Origin of the sequence: Oribacterium sp. KHPX15, assembly GCF_900107835.1 — a bacterium.
GTDB lineage: Bacteria > Bacillota > Clostridia > Lachnospirales > Lachnospiraceae > Oribacterium.
On sequence record NZ_FNRG01000024.1, the window covers coordinates 49,011 to 68,160 of the forward strand.

The 19,150-nt window shown below is 43.6% G+C and carries 12 protein-coding genes and 1 pseudogene; 9 read left to right on the plus strand and 4 right to left on the minus strand.

Translation table 11 applies throughout. The annotated features are described in order from the left end of the window. The first annotated feature begins 81 nt into the window (after positions 1-81). From BLV86_RS13185 to BLV86_RS13205, 6 genes and pseudogenes are all read left to right on the plus strand, one after another. Positions 82-1,272, plus strand: coding sequence for a trans-sulfuration enzyme family protein (locus BLV86_RS13185; protein ID WP_175456557.1), 1,191 nt, complete (start codon positions 82-84; stop codon positions 1,270-1,272). A 344-nt stretch (positions 1,273-1,616) separates the two neighbouring features. Next, positions 1,617-1,793 (plus strand): annotated as a pseudogene (locus tag BLV86_RS18800) (potassium channel family protein); the annotation flags it as partial. A 156-nt stretch (positions 1,794-1,949) separates the two neighbouring features. Further along, entirely contained in the window at positions 1,950-3,161 is a 1,212-nt protein-coding gene (locus BLV86_RS13190) for a hypothetical protein (protein WP_242840131.1), read from the plus strand. 29 nt (positions 3,162-3,190) lie between these two features. Further along, complete coding sequence (locus BLV86_RS13195) at positions 3,191-3,988, plus strand: alpha/beta hydrolase (protein ID WP_090818322.1); 798 nt, start codon at positions 3,191-3,193, stop codon at positions 3,986-3,988. Between the two features lie 69 nt (positions 3,989-4,057). Continuing rightward, complete coding sequence (locus BLV86_RS13200; RefSeq protein WP_090818326.1) at positions 4,058-5,191, plus strand: macro domain-containing protein; 1,134 nt, start codon at positions 4,058-4,060, stop codon at positions 5,189-5,191. A gap of 88 nt (positions 5,192-5,279) precedes the next feature. Next, positions 5,280-7,034: a hypothetical protein gene (locus BLV86_RS13205; protein WP_139297925.1), complete on the plus strand. Its 1,755-nt coding sequence runs from the start codon at positions 5,280-5,282 to the stop codon at positions 7,032-7,034. 90 nt (positions 7,035-7,124) lie between these two features. Here BLV86_RS13205 and BLV86_RS13210 read toward each other — a convergent pair whose 3' ends face one another. Together BLV86_RS13210 and BLV86_RS13215 are read right to left on the minus strand one after the other, a co-directional pair. Continuing rightward, entirely contained in the window at positions 7,125-7,985 is an 861-nt protein-coding gene (locus tag BLV86_RS13210) for a PRD domain-containing protein (RefSeq protein WP_090818332.1), read from the minus strand. A gap of 116 nt (positions 7,986-8,101) precedes the next feature. Continuing rightward, positions 8,102-10,258: a PTS sugar transporter subunit IIABC gene (locus BLV86_RS13215; RefSeq protein ID WP_090818335.1), complete on the minus strand. Its 2,157-nt coding sequence runs from the start codon at positions 10,256-10,258 to the stop codon at positions 8,102-8,104. 572 nt (positions 10,259-10,830) lie between these two features. Here BLV86_RS13215 and BLV86_RS13220 point away from each other — a divergent pair. Beyond that, the gene (locus BLV86_RS13220) at positions 10,831-11,496 is read left to right on the plus strand and encodes a hypothetical protein (RefSeq protein ID WP_139297926.1); all 666 of its coding nucleotides are present in this window, start codon (positions 10,831-10,833) and stop codon (positions 11,494-11,496) included. A 25-nt stretch (positions 11,497-11,521) separates the two neighbouring features. Here BLV86_RS13220 and BLV86_RS13225 read toward each other — a convergent pair whose 3' ends face one another. Beyond that, positions 11,522-12,415, minus strand: a complete 894-nt coding sequence (locus BLV86_RS13225; protein WP_090818344.1) for a LysR family transcriptional regulator — start codon at positions 12,413-12,415, stop codon at positions 11,522-11,524. Between the two features lie 356 nt (positions 12,416-12,771). Here BLV86_RS13225 and BLV86_RS13230 point away from each other — a divergent pair, with 356 nt between their 5' ends. Next, positions 12,772-15,933 carry an autotransporter outer membrane beta-barrel domain-containing protein gene (locus tag BLV86_RS13230; RefSeq protein ID WP_090818347.1) on the plus strand — a complete coding sequence of 1,054 codons (3,162 nt, stop codon included), beginning with the start codon at positions 12,772-12,774 and terminating at the stop codon, positions 15,931-15,933. Positions 15,934-16,310: 377 nt separating this feature from the next. On the opposite strand, the gene BLV86_RS13235 is transcribed toward BLV86_RS13230, so the two are convergent. After that, complete coding sequence (locus BLV86_RS13235) at positions 16,311-17,834, minus strand: mannitol dehydrogenase family protein (RefSeq protein ID WP_090818349.1); 1,524 nt, start codon at positions 17,832-17,834, stop codon at positions 16,311-16,313. Positions 17,835-18,024: 190 nt separating this feature from the next. On the opposite strand from BLV86_RS13235, the gene BLV86_RS13240 reads away from it, so the two are divergent. Next, complete coding sequence (locus tag BLV86_RS13240; protein ID WP_090818352.1) at positions 18,025-18,903, plus strand: AraC family transcriptional regulator; 879 nt, start codon at positions 18,025-18,027, stop codon at positions 18,901-18,903. Positions 18,904-19,150 lie beyond the last annotated feature (247 nt).

Genomic DNA, 19,150 nt, shown 5'->3' on the forward strand with positions numbered 1-19,150 from the left:
AACAATAGCCTCCGGAAGTGGCTGGCCTGAATGATGGTAGAACCGGTGATGCTGATTTAGAAAATACAGGGGGATGAATATATGGAGTACAGTGTTGAAACACGATGTCAGCATTTAGAGGGAGCAGATATAAATGAGCATTACGGTGCGGTCAGTTTTCCTATATATCAGTCGTCGACATTTGCACATAAGGGATTCGGAGTGAGTTCGGGGTATGATTATTCCAGACTTCAGAATCCTACGAGGAATCATCTTGAAAGGATAGTTGCAGGACTTGAGCATGGGACAGACTGTATAGCATTGGCAAGTGGAATCAGTGCAATAGGATGTGTGATGGAGCTGTTCGGGCCGGGAGATCATGTACTGATAGATGAAGACCTCTATGGCGGAAGCATCAGACTTTTCCGTGAGATCAATCAGAAAAACGGAGTTGAGTTTAGTTCAGCAGCTCTGCATGAAACAGATGTGGAGAATCTGATAAAGGATAATACAAAGGCAATTTATCTTGAGACTCCTACCAATCCCATGATGAATGTGACAGATCTCAGAAAGCTTTCCGGGATAACAAAACGTCATGGTATTCTCCTTATCGTTGACAATACATTCATGTCTCCCTATCTTCAGAATCCTTTGGACCTTGGCGCCGACATAGTTATCCACAGTGGTACCAAGTTTTTGGCGGGACATCATGATGCCATAGCCGGGTTTATAGTAGTGAAGGATCAGGCTCTTTCCGAGCATCTCAGATTTCTTTTCAAAAGTACCGGTGCAGGACTTTCTCCTTTTGATTCATGGCTCATTATACGAGGCATTAAAACACTGGCTGTAAGACTGGACAGAGCTGAGGAAAATGCTCACAAAATTGCGGATTTTCTAAAGAACGATAAACGTGTGACACGCGTTTTATATCCGGGATTAAAGGAACATCCGGGACATGCCATCATGAAGGAACAGGCAAGGGGCTTCGGTGCCATGATAACCTTTGATGTACCATCAAAGGAATTTGCCGTAAAGGTCCTGGAAAACCTTGACATCATCCTTTTCGCCGAAAGTCTCGGAGGTACGGAATCACTTATCACATATCCCATAACCCAGACCCATGCTGATGTACCGTCAGAGATTCTTGAGAAAAACGGCATTCATGAAACCACACTTCGTTTGTCTGTCGGAATTGAAAATGTGGATGATCTGATAGAGGATCTGAGACATGCCTTTGAGGTTGCTGAAAATATGGATAATGCTGATTATCAGACAAATAAAGAAATAGCCTGATGCTTAAAAAAATAAGTGATGTAATGTAAGGTCAGTGGAGATCAGATGCTCTGCTGACTTTTTTCTTGAATAAAAAATATGTAAATAATATTATTTTATTGATGGTTTGAATCGAAAGGTAAAGTATAGAGTTTTGATGAAAAATTCATGAAAATTATTGAAAACATGTAACAGGTAGTTATTTAAGAGGATAAATCGGTATGGAAACCAAAAAGTCATTACGCCGCAGGATTTCGGATTTGAAAATCCGTCTCAAACTGTATAAAAGACGTGTACGTAATCCGGAATTCACAAAGCGTCTGAGTTCTGTGCTTAAACATTACATTACCATTTTTTTGGCTATAATGTATGTATACCTTATCCTTTTACTCTTGTTGATCCGGGCAGAACAGGCAAGTCCGGATGCCTCTATACAAACCCTTGGGCAGGCAATATGGTATTCCATTACCACTTTTACAACTGTTGGATATGGAGATTTGTATCCGGTGACAACTGGCGGCAGAATTATCTCATCCATTTTTCTGATTATAGGCATCAGTTTACTGGGTTTCTTTATTGGTTTTACGATGGAATTCGTTGTGCGGATGAGGCCGGTCATAACTTTGACGATGAAATCAGATCGTCCGTGGTATATTTTTACGGCAAAAACCGGAAATGCCATGTTGTTTGCGGAGAATTTGAAAAAAGTGCGGCCGAACGCCATGATAATCTATGCGTCAACTATCAATGATGATAAGAACTTCCCGGATCTTTGTGTTTCATGGACTCCTGAGGCACTGCTTGATCGCCGCGGATCTCTGTATGACGCTCATCTTATGTGTACCAAAGATAATGATATGGATAATTTCCTGGACGCTGTGGGGCTTGCGGATTTTGAAGTTCCCATCATCTGTTTTTCCAGCTTCACACCATCCTATCATCCTATGAATATCAACTTTTTCTCTTTGGATGATTGCACCGCCCGGGCTTTCTGGCAGCAATATCCTGTGAAAAAGTACGATGAAGAAATCGTAATCATCGGTTTCGATAATGCCGGTCAGATGATGTTGGACCGTGCACTTGAGCTGAACGTGCTCTTCGAGAAACAAAAGATCAAGTATCATGTTTTCGGAGACAGCAGTGAGTATTGCCGGAACCGTAAAATGCTGGGAGAAATAGTATCTCTGAACCAGCCGTCGGAAGAAATGGACAGTGTTTTTTTTCACAATGAACTTTGGAATGAGGATGGTCGGCTTCTGGGTTCCGCAGATCGTATCGTGCTCTGTTCGGATTCGGAGGAGGAGAATATCAAGATACTGCATACGATTCAGACATTCTTTGCTATCCGTGGAAACCTGTATATCTATAACAGCAATGTTCGAGGCATTGCAACTTCTTTCGGAAGAGCCGAGAATATGCTTACTCCTGCATATGTGCTTCATAACCGGTTAACGGATATGGCTATGTGCCGGCACGAGATGTTCCGCTATACAGTAGACGAATCGATTCCCATGTGGGAAGATCTGAATTCACTGACCAAAGATATGAACTACATTTCCACAGACCATATCAGCATGAAAGTCCACATCCTTCTCAAGGACGAGGCTCCTGATAAATCCTTTGATGAATTGGATCCGAAGCTTCTTAGAAAAGCATACGATATTTTCCAAAATTCCTCAGAAGAAGAAAAGGAGGTTTTTCGAAAGATCGAACATACGCGAACCATGCGGTATTACAAGCTGCATAATTATAGCTATGGTGATACGGTGGATGATGACAAACGTATCAACCTGATGATTCGTCCCTATGAAGAGCTTGGGGAAAATGAAAAGCAGGCAATCGATATTTCCTGGATGCTGCTGAACGAATTGGCGTCTCATAAAGAGGCGAAGCGTGGAAGCAAAAAGTGAAAATCATAAGTTTATAATGGAGGCTTAAAATGGCAAGTGGAAGAATGGAATTTCATGCTCAGAGTATAATGCAGCATGCGAACTTTTCTTTTGTGTTACCCAATGATGTTGAAATGGCAGAAGTTAAAGATCCAAAACACTATGAACGACCAACAAAAAGTCTGATGCTTCTTCATGGATTAACCGGTACGGATACAGACTGGCTGTTCGGCGGAGTAGCCCAGGAAATGGCCATACAGTATAACCTTGCTGTATTTATGCCCACAACCGGCAATTCATTTTACCTGGATAAGGGATATGTCGGCGGCAATTTCTGTCAATTTGTAGGTGAAGAGCTGCCGGATTATATCCATAAGGTTTTCGGATACTTCTCGAAACGGGAGGACAACCTTATTGCAGGTTTATCCATGGGTGGATATGGAGCTATCCATACCGCGTTTTCCTATCCTGATAGATTTTCTCAATGCATTGCCTTATCTTCTGCATTACACATAGAGGACATAGCAAAGACAGATGCTTCAGCTGCAAGCCTTATGCCGGTCGAAATGCTCACGGATGTATTTGGTGATCTGTCTAAACTTATTGAATCGGATAAGAATCCAAAGGTTCAATATAAGAATCTAAAGAAAGAAGGTAAAAAAATACCAAAATTATATATGGCAATCGGTACTGAAGATTCTCCGGAATTATATAATGCAAATACGGATTTCAGAGACTTCCTCAAGAAGGAAAATGCCGATTTCTTCTATGAAGACGGCCCCGGAAAGCATAATTGGACATTTTGGAATGAGTATTTAGACCGTGGGTTATCCCGGATGCTTGGATGATATCATGGTGAGATCTTAAATAACATGATCTCTTATAGTATTGAATAAGGAAAGTGAACGAAGAGTATTATGCCATTTCAAATAATCAGAAATGATATAACCAAAGTTAAAGCAGATATTATCGTGAATACTGCAAACCCGAATGTAACGGTCGGTGGCGGTGTTGATTCTGCCATATATCTGGCTGCCGGGAAGGATAAACTCCTTGCCGAGAGGAATAAGATAGGCGTCCTGGCACCGGGTAATGTTGCCATTACGCCGGCTTTTGACCTGGATGCCAAGTACATAATCCATGCAAGTGGCCCATGGTGGAATGGCGGCAAAGAAGGTGAAACAGAACTTCTTAAAGCCTGCTACGATAAATCTTTACAGCTTGCGGCAGAATATAAATGTAATTCGATAGCATTTCCATTACTTGCTACGGGAGCGTATAAATTCCCTCAGCGTCTTGCAATGGAAATCGCAGTCAATGCTTTTACCGAATTCCTGGAAGAACATGATATGGAAATCATCCTTGTTGTGTTTGAGGAGCAGTCAGTAAAGATATCCGGAGAGTTGGGAGAGGAAGTCAAGAGCTTTATTGATGATGACTACGTTACGGAAACTCTGTCCCGGGAATATGAATATGACAGTGCATCACAGACGGTATTCAGCCAAAGTGTTTGTTTTGACGAGGAAACACTTGACGAAGTAGTTTCTGATGAAAGTGCTCCTGAGAAAGAAGCCCCGGGAGCAGCAGGTCCGGGCAGGCTTACGAGTGTTTTAAGGTCTGCAGGATTACCGGCTTTCAAACCATTTTCGGCTAAAGGCGCTCCTGCAGCAGGCTCCTCGGGAACCCTGGATGACATGCTGAAGAGCATATACAAAGAATCCTTCGAAAAACACCTCCAGAAACTCATTAACAAGAAAGGTCTCAGGAATTCCGAAGTATATGCGGCTGCCAATATCTCAAAACAGTATTTCTCACGTATCATGAAAGGAACGGTAAACCCTTCCAAGAAAAAAGTGCTTGCACTGGCTGTCGGACTTCGTTTGAACCTTGATGAGACCGTTGATTTCCTGAGAATCGCGGGATATGCTTTATCACCTATTTCCCAGACGGATGCGGTTGTAAGGTATTTCATTGAACATAAGGACTATAATGTTATAAAAATCGATATTGTCCTCTTTGATTACGGCCTGGACCCTCTGTCAAAAGACTGAATTTTTAAAGGTAAACATGATCGTGTCGGAATGCTCAACGTATAAGATTGAGTATCTTGATATTAATAATGATATACAGGGGATTGAGATGAAGAAAAGAATAATTTATGCAGCGGCAGCAGGAACTTTAGCTTGTATGATGTTGGTCGCCTGCAGCAATAAAAAAATAGCTGAGACTGTTTCTGATCAGACTTCAGAAGCGATTGAGACAGAGGCGCAGGGTGGGGCTCCATCAGAGGAATCTGTAAAAGATATTAGTGAAAGCAGCGAGGCGCCGGCAGATGCACCAGAGCAGAAAAGTGATGAAAAGGCAGCATCTGAAATGCAGTCAGGAGAAGCTGTGCACTATGATGGACAGATACTTTTCCGCAACTATTCTTCACAGGCCCCGGGCTATGGCGCTATGTGGGGAAAGTTCCAAAGAAATTCTACTGTATATGTTCCGGGAAGCCTTTGCACCTTTGATCCAAAGTCTCCCGAAAAAGGAATAACCACTGTCTGTGAAGACAGCGGAAATGGCTGTTTGTACCTTAAGGATGGCAATATCCTATATTCCCAGAAAGTGACTGATTATTCAGCTGAAGGCGAGCAAATGAGTCATGTATATAAGAAGGAACTCCCGGACGGTGAAGATAAAGATATATGCCCCGGTGAAATTCAGGGATTTTCTCTTGACGGCGGGCATTTTGTTGTCTATACATACACCCTTGATCCATATAAGGTGCAATATTATATTTACGAAACCGGAGACATAGATACAGACACCGCTCATTATGAGCCGGAGGATAGTGCTTTATTCCTGACCATGGATGATGATAATGCATACTTCCTGGAGAAAAAGGAGGGTAATATCCATACAATCGTCCAGGTCAGCAACAATGGAAATATCTACAGGCTTGGAGAGTGTGACTTTACAGAGCTTGCTGAATACGGTATCTCCTATCCGGAATTTTCAGGAGATATTACGACAGATAACGGAAAACTTGAAGCGCAGTTTGATTTCTATGAAGGTACCGGGCATTTCTACTATACAAGTGCAAAAGTAAGTGTTCCGATCTGTCAGGACACGGAAACCGAAGCAGGAGATTCTGTGTTATTTGATGCAGAGGTTGAAGATATTCATTTTGAGGAAGATCCTCAGTCTGTTTATCCTGACGGAATTAAAGATATGATGTATGACTATCCGGCCCCGGATTCCGGAAAGGGAGTTGCCAATGTCATTCAGAATTACGAGGAACTTGATGAAGGTATATTTTTCACCAAGGCACAGAGCCACAGGGATTCCTTTGAGGATGTAGGCTGGAGAGAGTACTATTGTCTCCTTAACTACTATTATTACTTCCTTCCGAAGGGCGAAAAAGATCCTGTGCTCCTTTATACCATGTTTGAACCTCTGGGTAAAAAAGGAACTCTCGATGAATACGAGTACTATGAAACACAGCCAACTCTGTACGCCTATGCCGGATTCTATGAAGATAAGGATGGCAAGCTTGTCGGAGCATACTATGAAGAAATATATACCGGAGGTCCGGAAACTCCGATCGAGGAATCAAACCTGTATAATATGGCAGAGTTTTCTGATGAGTTTTATTATGAGCATCTTAAGGATGATTATAGTCTGGATGACTTCGTTGTTTCGGATCTTCATGAATTTACGGATTATATTCATTCCTGGGTACCACAGAATAGTATACCTGTCAGACCGGCACAGTATGATGAAAATGGCAATCTGAAATTTGAACCGGAGCTAAGTATAAAAGACGGCGACAGCGTATACATGTGCCATTTAGGATTTGATAAGGATGGAAAGATATATTACATACGTCCGGTGATCATGGATTGAAATGATTCAAAAACCCCGTCCCCTGAGAACTATGGGTACGGGGTTTTGACTCGTTTTGCAAACTAATGACACATTAACCCGTGCCCGGGATCATTCCACTCCAATAACCCTTGCTATATGCATTGCAAGGTAGCCTATCTCTGCATCCTGGTACGATTTCTTCAAAAGCCTGCTCATCTGATTGCAGATGTCAGCGGAAAGTTTAAATGTGTCCGGATACTTCAGCTCCATGTAGTCATTAAGATTCATTTTCAGAAGCTCTCCGGTTTCGATGCGTGTCACCATATAGCGGATATGATTCATCATACGATTATATCCGAGGGAAGTGACTTCGAGCTTGTGCCCGGTCTTTTCTTCTATATAAGAGATACAGTTACGTACTATCTGTGCGGTCTGAAGAGATCTGGCAACATTTTCATTAACGATGGCAGAGTGAACGTGCAGCGCGATAAATCCGATCTCATCTTCATTTATGACGAGTCCGAATTTTTGCTCCAGAACAGGTGCAACGGTTTCCGCCACCTGATATTCCATATGAAAAAGAAGGCGAATGTCATCCTTCAGAGGATTTCTGATACTTTCGCCTTTTTTTATTCTCTGAACAGCAAATGCCAGGTGATCAGCCATAGGGAATACTATGGTTCTGTCTACCTTCCCAAAAGCTTTTTCTGCTTCATCAAGAACGGCATCCGAAATCTCAAGACATACAGGATCCACCGCGTTGACGATGGACATAGCATTGCCACGTTCCGTTGTCTTTTCCAGTGAGTAGATGGAGGCATCTTTGGGAAGGTCCAGTCTCTCAGAGATCTTTACACCGAATCCTATACCCTTATGGAGAACCAGATAAGATTTAAGCCCCTCATCATTTTCCGGGTCAGCCGAAATATTGTTATCAACACCCACAACAATGATAGAATTATGATTTAAAACTTTTCTGACACGATACATAGTTTATATTTATCCTTCGTCTAAAAAACCCCTCCCAGGCAGTTCCTGAAAGGGGTTGTGAATCTCGAATCTAAAGCTGATCAGGGTTTTAGCTCTGTATCGCCATTATATGTTTTTTATCCGAGAATGTCGATAGCAATTAAATCTTCGCCCATATTCACCTTTCCGGTCTTGATGAGACGAACCTGCATGTTGTCATCGAGGTCGGTGCAAAGAACAGGAGATGCGGTTGAAGGAGCATTCTTGCTGATGAAATCAAGATCCATCTTAAGCATCGGATCACCCTTCTTAACCTTCTGACCGTTCTCAACAAGAACTGTAAAGCCCTGACCGTCAAGCTTAACGGTATCGATACCCATATGGAAGAGCATGTTGATGCCATCCTCGGTTTCGAATCCGATAGCGTGCTTTGTGTCAAAAACAAATGTTACTTCGCCGTCGCAGGGAGCATAGAGAGTACCGTCTCCCGGAATCATGCATGCACCCTGTCCCATCATGCCGCCGGCAAATGCCTCATCCGGAGTCTCTGAAAGTTCCTTGGCTTCACCGTTGAGAGGGCTTCCGATAATTATGGTTTTAGTTACTGTCTTTTCTGAAGCAGAAGCGGTTTCCTGTGATAATGTTTCTGCATTGGCATTAGCATCTCCATGATACTCTGTTGAAGGCTGTGTCTCGAGATAATCCTCAAGATTTGACTTTACAACAGTAACTGAAGGTCCGTAGATAACCTGTACGCCTGTACCTTTATGTACAACACCTGATGCGCCTGAAGCCTTGAGCATACCATCATTTACAAGTTCAGGCTTCTTAACTGTTACACGAAGACGGGTAGCGCAGCAGTCAACGTCAGAAATATTTGCCTTACCACCGAGACCCTTCATGATAAGGTCGCTCTTTTCATCTGTAACGTCTGAGTTTTCACCGTCCTTCTTTGCAAGATAATCCTTCTTGCTGTAGAGACGTGTTTCCTGATCGTCATCTTCGCGACCCGGTGTCTTAAGATCAAACTTCTTGATAAGGAAGCTGAAGATAAAGTAGTAAAGCAGGAAGTAAATGATACCTACAGGAATGATAAGCATCCAGCTTGTCTTCTCGTTACCCTGAAGGATACCGAAGAAGAACAGGTCGAGAAGTCCGCCTGAGAAGGTGAGACCAACTGCGATATTGAGCATATGTGCGATCATGTATGCTGAACCTGCGAGTATAACCTGTACTACGAAAAGCATAGGTGCAACGAAAAGGAATGAGAACTCGATAGGCTCTGTGATACCTGTAAACATTGATGCAAGAGCGGCTGAGAGAAGAAGACCTGCGGCCTGACCGCGCTTCTCAGGCTTTGCAGTGCGAACCATGGCAAGGGCTGCACCCGGGAGACCGAAGATCATGAAAATGAACTCTCCGGAGAAGTATCTTGTAGCATCTGCACTGAAGTGAGCAACATGCTGTGAATCTGCAAGCTGAGCAAAGAAAATGTTCTGACCGCCCTGAACAAGCTTTCCTGCAACTTCCATCTGTCCGCCAACGGCTGTCTGCCAGAAGGGCATATAGAATACATGGTGAAGTCCGAATGGGATGAGTGCACGCTTGATGAGACCGAAGATAAGTGTTCCGATATATCCGCTGTCTGTTACGAGACCACCGAGAGCGAAGATTCCCTTCTGAACGAATGGCCAGAGGTAGAAGCTGAGGATACCCACTCCGATATAGGCAAATGTTGAAACGATAGGTACGAAACGTGAACCACCGAAGAAGGAGATGGCTGCGGGAAGCTCTATCTTATAGAACTTATTGTGAAGAGCCGCAACTCCGAGACCTACGATGATACCGCCGAACACACCCATCTGAAGGGTATTGATACCAACGATGCTTGTTACCGTTCCTTCAAGAACACCCTCTGCAACCGCACCGTCAACGATCATTCCTGTGATGTTGAGCATGGCTTCGATGGTGATGTTCATTACGAAGAAAGCGATCATGGCAGCGAGGGCTGCAACTTCCTTTTCCTTCTTTGCCATACCGATGGCAACACCAACTGCAAAGATAAGGGGAAGGTTACCGAAGATGGCACTTCCAACAGCGTTCATAATGTTAAGAAGTGCATTAAGCGGAGTACCGCTTCCGAGAAGTGCCTCCATATGATAGGTGGCAATAGTGGTTGGGTTTGTGAAACTGCTGCCGAGTCCAAGTAAAAGGCCTGCAACCGGAAGCATGGCGATAGGAAGCATAAAGCTTCGTCCTACACGCTGTAAAACTGAAAAAATGTTGTCTTTCATAGATCCTCCTTGATTTATCCGTTCGGTTCAGGACTTCATGTACAAAAAATGCCCCCGCGTTTACGCGGGGGCATAAAAAAACAGACACTTCACCACATAAACATAGAACACGTTTTATGTACAGTGAATGCCTGCGAACAGTAACATACTGAATTGAACATCAGTAGGTTAGCACCACCTTGGGGGATTGTCAAGGGGGATTTTTTGAAATGGTACGAAAAATGCAAGCGGATGGGTGCCGGCTCACGAAGTTGAAAGTACAGAATGACGGATTTGTCCGTACTGTTCGCACTGCCATGCGCCCATTACGGACAAATCCGTCATTCTGTGCTTTCAGTTCGCAAGCCTAGGCACCCATCCGCTTGCATTTTTCTCACGTTGTGAAAAACTGAAACACGCTCATCTATAAATAAATAGATTTCGGCGCGAATCTTCCCCTTAGAATCCTGGTAAATCACAAAAAACGTAGAGATAAGGTGAAAAAATTAGTGAAAAATTGCAGAATAATTTACTATTTAATAGTATGTGTTATTATTAATAAGTAAACGTGCAGAAGAAAAGAGATGGAAGTTATGAGAAGAACAGGATTGGCAGCAGCAACTTTTTTATTGACAATATTAGCGGGTTTTACAGCAATGGCCGGAACATGGAAGAATGATTCCAAGGGTTGGAGGTATGACGAAGGAAACGGTTCATATCCTAAGAACACCTGGCAGTGGATAGACGGAAACAATGACGGTATTTCAGAGTGCTACTATTTTGATGAAGATGGTTACTGCCTCGTAAATACAACTACACCTAACGGCTGGGAAGTAGATTCAAACGGTGCATGGATCGTAGACGGTGTTGTTCGCACCAGAACAGCAAATAATTTAACTCCCGGTGATTCAGCTGATTCTGCAAAATGGCTGGATTTAACATCTATGAATAATGACAAAGTGTCATTTGACGGAAACGGGTACCGTATTATGGCGGTAGCTTATGGCCGTGTTTATAATCCGGATGTATATGTGAGAATTCTTGATGCGGTAAGCAGAGGAGAATATATCGTGGATGCAAATACTGTATTCGAATATCGATATACTGATCCGGCCACTACCCTTCCTGAATATCAGGCCGGGGACACACCGATACAGTGGTTTACACGCCTTTGCAGTAAAGGTGCTTTACGGCAGAACGATATATTTAAGGTTAAAGTCAGCGGAAATCATATCGATGCGTTCACCGATCTTACATAATAGTAGAGCCACCATTCCGGTGGCTCTATTTCTTTGTATTCAGGAATTCCAAAAATTGTTCCAGGGGTTTGTTTGCGACGTGGTGTTTTTTCCAGTAGACCCGGGCTTCCATGCCGGCGGAGTCCGACAGCTCGGGGCATTCGATGGGCACCAGGTTTACGTGGTCACGGCAGGCTGAGGCCGGGAGGAATCCGCCGCCCAGGCCTTCTTCGATGAATCTTGACACCATGAAGATCTGGGAGCTTCGGAGTCTTACATCCAGGTTGTAGCCTCTGATGCTGAAAATCTTTTCAATGGTATCTGACAAAGGAAAATTGTGATCGAACAGAATAAGCGGTTCTCTGGATATTTCTTCGAGGGTTATGGTTTCCTTCGATGCCAGAGGACTGTTTCTGCTTACGCAATATTCCAGCAATGAGGCTTTTATATTCTTTGTCGAGAATCTCTTTTCCCAAAGCTTATCCTGCATATAATTCTCTACTGTGAGTACAGCATCAAGCTCTTCCTCGTCCAGCTTCTGCAGCAGATTCCATCCGGCACCCTCGGTTATTTCGAGATGTATGGAAGGATTCTTTTCGGTGAAACTTTTATATATCAAAGGGATGGCTTCACTTCCTATAATGGTGGAGTATCCAAGTCTTAAACAGTCTCTGGTAAGGATACCTGAGTTGATCATACTGTTCATCCTGTCGTACTGATCCATGACCTTTTTCATTTCATCTCTCAGTCTCCGACCTGCTTCCGTAAGAGAAAGACGGGAGCCTTTCCTTGTGAAAAGCTGTGCTGAGGTTTCTTCTTCAAGCTCTTTTATGGTAACGGAAAGAGTGGGCTGCGATACGTACAGCTCAAGGGCAGATCTGCTTAGATTCTGGGTTTTACATACTGAAAGAAAGTAGGTCATCTGCTTTATGGTAATCATACTCTGTTCCTCCCGGCCGGTTATTTTTAATGATTATATGACATAACATTAATTTATAAAAGATAAGGACTTTAGGTGAACATATATGACTCAATTCATGAAATACCATAGGAGAGTCAATGATGGTGAAGTATTATACTGATAAAAGTTGCCCCAGATTACAGATATCTTTAGGTGAGTCATAAATTGAGCTCTATTTGATTGAACAAATTATCCTTTTCAGTTTCCTTTCAGATTCGTCTGCTAGATTACACGCGAATAAAAAACAAGAAGATGTCGATAGAAGTATTGGTATGAATAATACCCGGATTAAATCTTCGGACAGTTTCCTGATGATTGTGAAAGGAAGTAACTAAATGAGAAGAAAAAATCTTAAAGCTCTTTCCTGTGTTATGGCGGCAGCATTGAGCGCATCTGCACTTGCTGCCTGTAATACAACAACTATTCCGGAGGTGACAACTGCGGAAGAAAGTGTTATTGATTCTGCTGAACAGACCGGAGCAGAAAAGGATGGTGAAACTCCGGATTCTCCTGACGGTGCCCCGATGGGTGAAGCTCCTGACGGTGCCCCTGGCGGCAATGCTCCTGACGGTGCCCCGGGTGGAGCTCCGGGAGAGATGCCCGGCGGTCCGGGTGGACAGGGAGGCCCGGGAGGTCCGGGTGGTCCCGGAGGAATGCCGGGCGCTCAGGAAACAAGTACAAAGGTTTCCGTAACTGAGGGCGACTGGTCTTTTGATGTCATCACAACAGGAGAGGGTGAGAACAAAAAAGTAACCAGCACCATCACTTACTATGCGGGTAAAGAGGATGCGGTTGTTATCATCCCGTCAGTTCTCGGCGGTGCACCCGTTACCGAAATCTCTGCTCAGGCATTTGGCCACCACAGCGAGATCATGGCGGTCTACGTTCCCGATACGGTGGAAACAGTTTCCGAGTGGGCATTTTATGACCTGAATACTGCAACCATTATTTCTTTTGCTAACCCCGATGTAAGCATTGACGATGCGGCTTTCCAGTCCAGCGGTAATGCTGTCCTCTATCTTCCTGAAAGCACAACTCAGACAAAGGCAGGCGGAAAGGACGTGGTGACAAGCGGTACTGAGCTTCTCACTGTGGAACTTGAAAACTCAGAGTCTGCAGCCATTGCCGGAGGAACATACCTTAATGTTTCCTCTGACAAAAACTACTCCATCACAACGGATGACATTACCGCCATCGCAGTCAGTGCTTCCGGTGAAGCTTCAGATGTTGAGGTTTCCGGATCAACTGTAACTTTCTCAGGCGACGCTTATGTTGCGGAAGAGGAGAAGGTTGAAATTTTTGAGGATTTCAAGGACAAAGTTAAGGAAGCAGACCTCACAAAAACCCTCTGGTATCTGTCAGAAGATGATGCAAAGGCACTTAAGGAAAAAATCGAGTCAGACGAGTCCTATAAAAAGCTTAAGTCAGTACTTCAGTTTGAGGAAGGCTATTACATAAACGGAGACAAGGTTACTCTTGATAAGGATGTCAAAGCATACGACGTAAAGACCGGTGAAGAAGTTGAAAATGATACCGTAACAGGAGCTTTCCCGGCAACAGGTTCAGGAAACTATCGTTACATGAGCTATGAGGATACTGATAATGACGGCGACGTAGACATTATCTACTACTCCCCTTACGGTGTAAATTATTCCTATGATTCTACAGTCATAAAGAGTGACAATGAGAACTTAAACGGTCTCACAGCCAGAGATACATTGAACCCGATTTACTTAAGCTTTGCTGACAGTGTTGTCAAGGCAAGCGGTGAGTCCGAGGATGTGAAGGAAAAAGACCTCACTATAGATACGTCTAAAGACGGAGATGCCATAGGCGCAGAGGCAAATGAGGAGCGCTCTCTTGTATGGGCTGATGACTATGCAAGCATCACAGTTGATCACATTAACGGTACCTCGACTGCAAGTGCCAACTGGGCTAAAATGTCTTACCTAACAGGCCTTTCCAGCTATAACGTTGAGATTGCCATGGAGTGGGGCATGAATGCTCTTCTTTATGCAACAAACGGCGGCATCGTGACAGTGGGAAGCACCGACGGCGAGACCAGCACCTTCTATGCAAACGGTGACGGCGCAAATGGCGTTATCGCCGGAGGTTCCGGAACAAAGACCGGTGAAAGCGATGCAAAGTCAGACACCGCTTCGGTTTATGTGTATAACGCCGACTTCACCCTCGAAGGCTGGAATAACCATGTGGCAGACGTTGTTTACGGAGGCTATGCCTACCTTGAGGACGTAACCGGAACCACCGGTATCGACGGCAGCTATTCCGTAGGTCAGGCATCAGCGCTTGCCAATGACTTCGGAAACGGCGTTGTGGATGTAAAGAATTTCTCCGCAACTGTTTACGGCAACCGTTCAGCCGGAGCCTATGTTATCGGAGGCGGTGTCATAACTGCCGAGGATTCAAGCTTCGTTTCAAAGGCAGATGCCGCAGCGGTTATCGCTTCCGGCGGAACCTACAAGCTGAAGAACACTATTCTTGAAGGCGTCATGGGAATCAAAAACCGTGGGGGCATCAACACCGATTCGACTTCTGTTTTTGATAATGTTACCGTCCGGGCAGCTAAGAACATGTCGAACTACATCACAGGCGCAAAAGCAAAGGCCGCAGCGGATGCCTGGGAGAAGGCTAGCGGAACCACAGAACTCATGCACTTTATGATGAGTGATGCTGACATGACCATCGGACAACTTTGCGAGAATTATGATGTGAATGATTCTGCAAAGAAAAAACTACTTGAGACATTAAGCGAAATTGCGGGAGAAACCTACACAGAAGATACAAAGTTAAGAAGCTCAGTCCTGGATAACACCTACTACAACTACTCGGCAGGTGCATACACCGGAACCACAGACTTTTCAGACGTTCCATACCTTGTAGTAGGCAGCGCCTACGGCGGAACAGTAAGTTCTGTAATGGAATTTGAGGCAGCAGGAGAGAACCTCCTCTTTACAAATTCTAAATTTGAGAACACTAACAGTGATGACTATAATTACCTCATCGCATCGGAAGCAGGATCAGCCCCTGTAATTACTTTCGAGAATTCCGACGCATCCGGCATTATCTGGAATGAAGGCGACATCGAAAGAGTAGTCGAAGGAATGAGCGGAAGCCGTTCATCAGCTCTTACAGTAACATTTAAGAACTCCGACTTCACAGGCTCCTTTGCAGACGGATCAAACGGCCTCTGGGAAGTATCAGGTCTCAGCTACACAAATTCATCCGGCAAGACCACAAGCCTCAACGGAAACTACTACGGTGCAGAGGCAAACTTCGGCATCAGCGCAACCTTCTCCGGAGACTCCGTATGGACCGTCACCCACGACTCCTACCTCGGAAGCCTCACAATTGAAGACAATGCTTCCCTCGTTGCACCTTCCGGCTACAAACTGGAAATGACCGTCGACGGCAAAAAAACCGACATCAAACCCGGAACCTACACCGGCGAAATCGTAATCACGGTCACAAAAGCATAAATCGAGTAAAACCCTTTCCTGATGGTGTTAGTCGTCAAATGGGTTGGGCTTGGTATGACACGCAGAGGAGAGACAGAAGATCAGGTGCATGCAAAAAAACATTTTAACAACAAATACTCAACACCTTCATGATTTTAAAAGGCTATCTCACCAGTGTGTGCTTACACACCGGGAGATAGCCTTATTTAATGATTAACCGGTATATAAAATGTGAGAAAAATGCAAGGGGAGGGTGCCAAGGCTTGCGAGTTGAAAGAACAGACTGGCCGCTATGTCCGCCTTGGGCGCACGTCAGTGCGAACAAGGCGGACATAGCGGCCAGTCTGTCCTTTCAATCTCGTGGGCCGGCGCACGCCCCTTGCATTTTTCGTGCCATTTCACATCGCCCCGATAACATGTCTAACGGCGCCAATCCCCTTGGTCATTTCGCCAAAATACCTGATGATCATGTCCGAAAGTCCCGCTTCCACCAGGTCAACGCCAAAGACAGTCTCGTTTCTGAGGAATTTCTTAAGCTTCTCGCTATCAGGCTCATCGCCGAGTTTCATTCCGGAAAGCTGTGCCTGAGATGTCTCAAGAAGAGGATCCGGAGAAGGAGTAAAAGCATTACCCTCATCATCCACAGCCATAAGATATCTGAGCCATCCCGCATAAACCAGAGGAATGAATTTAAGATCGGATACCTTCAAAGTGTCAGACTTCATATAAGCCTTAACAGTTTCTCCGAAACGTATGGACAGCTTCTGGGAAGTGTCTGTTGCAATTCGATAAGGCGTGTCAGGCATGAACGGATTAGGGATTCTCTCATTGATGACAGTATTGATAAATTCCTTAGGACTAATGATGCCAGGGTCCGTTACAACAGGCAACCCCTCCTTATAACCAACATTCTCAACCAGTTTACGAAGGTCTGCATCCTTCATTTCATCGGAAATTCTGTCGTAGCCAAGCAGACATCCGAATACAGCAAGAGTGGTGTGAAGAGGATTGAGACAGGTGCATACCTTCATTCGCTCAACCTTATCAACGGTATCTCTATCAGTGAAGTATATACCTGCTTTCTCAAGACAAGGTCTGCCGTTTGGGAAATCATCCTCGATAACAAGATACTCACGCTCTTCAGCATTAACAAAAGGTGTATCCTTATCAAGGCCGTCATCGGACAGAAGCTTGGCGATAGATGCGTCGGGACCGGGAGTGATCTTATCAATCATGGACCAGGGGAAAGAAACCTTGGCAGAAAGCCAGTTAATAAAGCCTTTGTCGCCGAAAGCTTCTGCAAAACATAAAATGGCAGCCTTAAGTTTATCTCCATTGTGGGAGCAATTATCCATGCTGACCATGGCGAGAGGGGCAGCATTCTTAATATATCTTGCGAAAAGAAGAGAAGTCATACGCCCCATATAAGTTTCTGTAGAGTCGGGCATTCTCTTAAGATCTGCTTCAATATCCGGAAGGAGATTGCCCTTCGGGTCTTTTATGGCATATCCCTTTTCTGTAATTGTAAATGAAACCATCTGGAGAGAAGGAGCTTCAAATATTTCTTTGAGTCTGTCCTCGCTTCCATAAAGATAAACCTTTTCAGCTATGGAACCGATAACGGCTTTTTCGGTAGTTCCATCTGCCTTTAATGTAATCTTGACTGTAAGGTTGTCATTCTCCTCAGGCTTTTTCTCCTTGCGATCAGCAGCGATAATGCCTTTATCGCCAAGCCCCATGTCCAGGATACGCTGACACGCGTCAGCCTGAAAAGCCTTGAACAGGTTACCTGCTCCAAAATGAATCCAGGTAGGTTTATTACATGTTTTCCTGATCATATCATCTCTGTCAAAAGAAGGAAGACGATATCCTCTCTCTGCCCAAAAAGTTTTATCTTTCAATGTTTCATTTGTTAATTTCATGATTCTCTCCAATATGTATTTGTTTAGCTTATGTCATAATATTTTAGCTATTAATCAGATGAAAAAGAATTGCCACGATTGTTGCAAACATTTCCAAACTTGCGGTATATTTTGATATGAAAATCACAATATAAACGAAGCCGTTTATATTTACGTCTGAAACGAAGCGTTAATAGATAGGAGGATATAAATGAAAAGAAAGCTGCAGTCAATATTTGATACACGGCAAAAGATGAAATCTGATTCATTTGAGATTTACTATTACAGCGACACAAGATTTCCAAACGTGGAAAAGCATGCACATTCTTTTTATGAGATATATCTGTTTGAAGAAGGAAAAGTTTCTTTAGAGATAGAGGATAAAAAATATGAAATGAAAACCGGGGATGTTATCATTGTCCCCCTGAAAATATTTCACAGAGCATTGTCAGAAGATACAGTAACAGTATACAGAAGATTTGTAGTATGGATAAGTGAGTCTAATGTTGCGGACCTGATGAGAAGGTCGGAATCATATGGATACATATTCAAAAAAGCTGAAAAAGAAAAGGAATATATATATCACCTTGATACATTATCCCATAACAGTATAAAGAACAAACTGATCGGTATACTGGAGGAACTGCACACAGAACGTTTTGGCAAAGAAGAACAGCTTAAAAATCTTATGAGAGATTTTCTTTTGAGTCTAAATCGTTTTGCATATCATGAAAACGAAAAAACAATGATAAATGAGAGGATATCCGTATATCAGACAATAACGGATTATATATCCACACATTTGGAAGATGATTTGAGTCTTGATGCTTTAAGCGAATATTTTTATCTGAATAAATATTATATAGCACATCTTGTTCAGGAGAATACAGGGCTCTCGTTACACCAATACATAACTAAAAAACGTCTTTCGGCATGCTGTGAGGCAGTGCGTGATGGGCAGCTGATCGGTGATGTGTGCGCACAGTATGGTTTCCAGAATTACTCCGGTTTTTACAGAGCATTTAAAAAGGAATATGGTATGTCACCCTCCGCATACATCGAAAAATATAGTTATAGGCCAAAAGAATAAAAAAACATTTATATATTGTTGAATGTTTGCCGACAGAGTAGTTATCGCTACTTTGAGACGATGTACAAATATAGATACAAAAAAATTTTAAAAAAGTGTTTGACAACTGTCCCGGGAGTTGATATATTATGTGAGCACTCAAGAGACACGGAACATCAGTTCTGAGGAATGAGAGCAACAGAACCTTGAAAATCAAAGATCGATTAATACACAGACCCTGAAGATTCTATAAAGAAGATTCAGAAGC

Excerpts from the sequence above, each read along its gene's own strand:
- BLV86_RS13185 (WP_175456557.1), top strand. The coding sequence starts at position 82 with ATGGAGTACAGTGTTGAAACACGATGTCAGCATTTAGAGGGAGCAGAT.
- BLV86_RS13195 (WP_090818322.1), top strand. The coding sequence starts at position 3,191 with ATGGCAAGTGGAAGAATGGAATTTCATGCTCAGAGTATAATGCAGCAT.
- BLV86_RS13200 (WP_090818326.1), top strand. The coding sequence starts at position 4,058 with ATGCCATTTCAAATAATCAGAAATGATATAACCAAAGTTAAAGCAGAT.
- BLV86_RS13205 (WP_139297925.1), top strand. The coding sequence starts at position 5,280 with ATGAAGAAAAGAATAATTTATGCAGCGGCAGCAGGAACTTTAGCTTGT.
- BLV86_RS13210 (WP_090818332.1), bottom strand. The coding sequence starts at position 7,985 with ATGTATCGTGTCAGAAAAGTTTTAAATCATAATTCTATCATTGTTGTG.
- BLV86_RS13215 (WP_090818335.1), bottom strand. The coding sequence starts at position 10,258 with ATGAAAGACAACATTTTTTCAGTTTTACAGCGTGTAGGACGAAGCTTT.
- BLV86_RS13220 (WP_139297926.1), top strand. The coding sequence starts at position 10,831 with ATGAGAAGAACAGGATTGGCAGCAGCAACTTTTTTATTGACAATATTA.
- BLV86_RS13225 (WP_090818344.1), bottom strand. The coding sequence starts at position 12,415 with ATGATTACCATAAAGCAGATGACCTACTTTCTTTCAGTATGTAAAACC.
- BLV86_RS13230 (WP_090818347.1), top strand. The coding sequence starts at position 12,772 with ATGAGAAGAAAAAATCTTAAAGCTCTTTCCTGTGTTATGGCGGCAGCA.
- BLV86_RS13235 (WP_090818349.1), bottom strand. The coding sequence starts at position 17,834 with ATGAAATTAACAAATGAAACATTGAAAGATAAAACTTTTTGGGCAGAG.
- BLV86_RS13240 (WP_090818352.1), top strand. The coding sequence starts at position 18,025 with ATGAAAAGAAAGCTGCAGTCAATATTTGATACACGGCAAAAGATGAAA.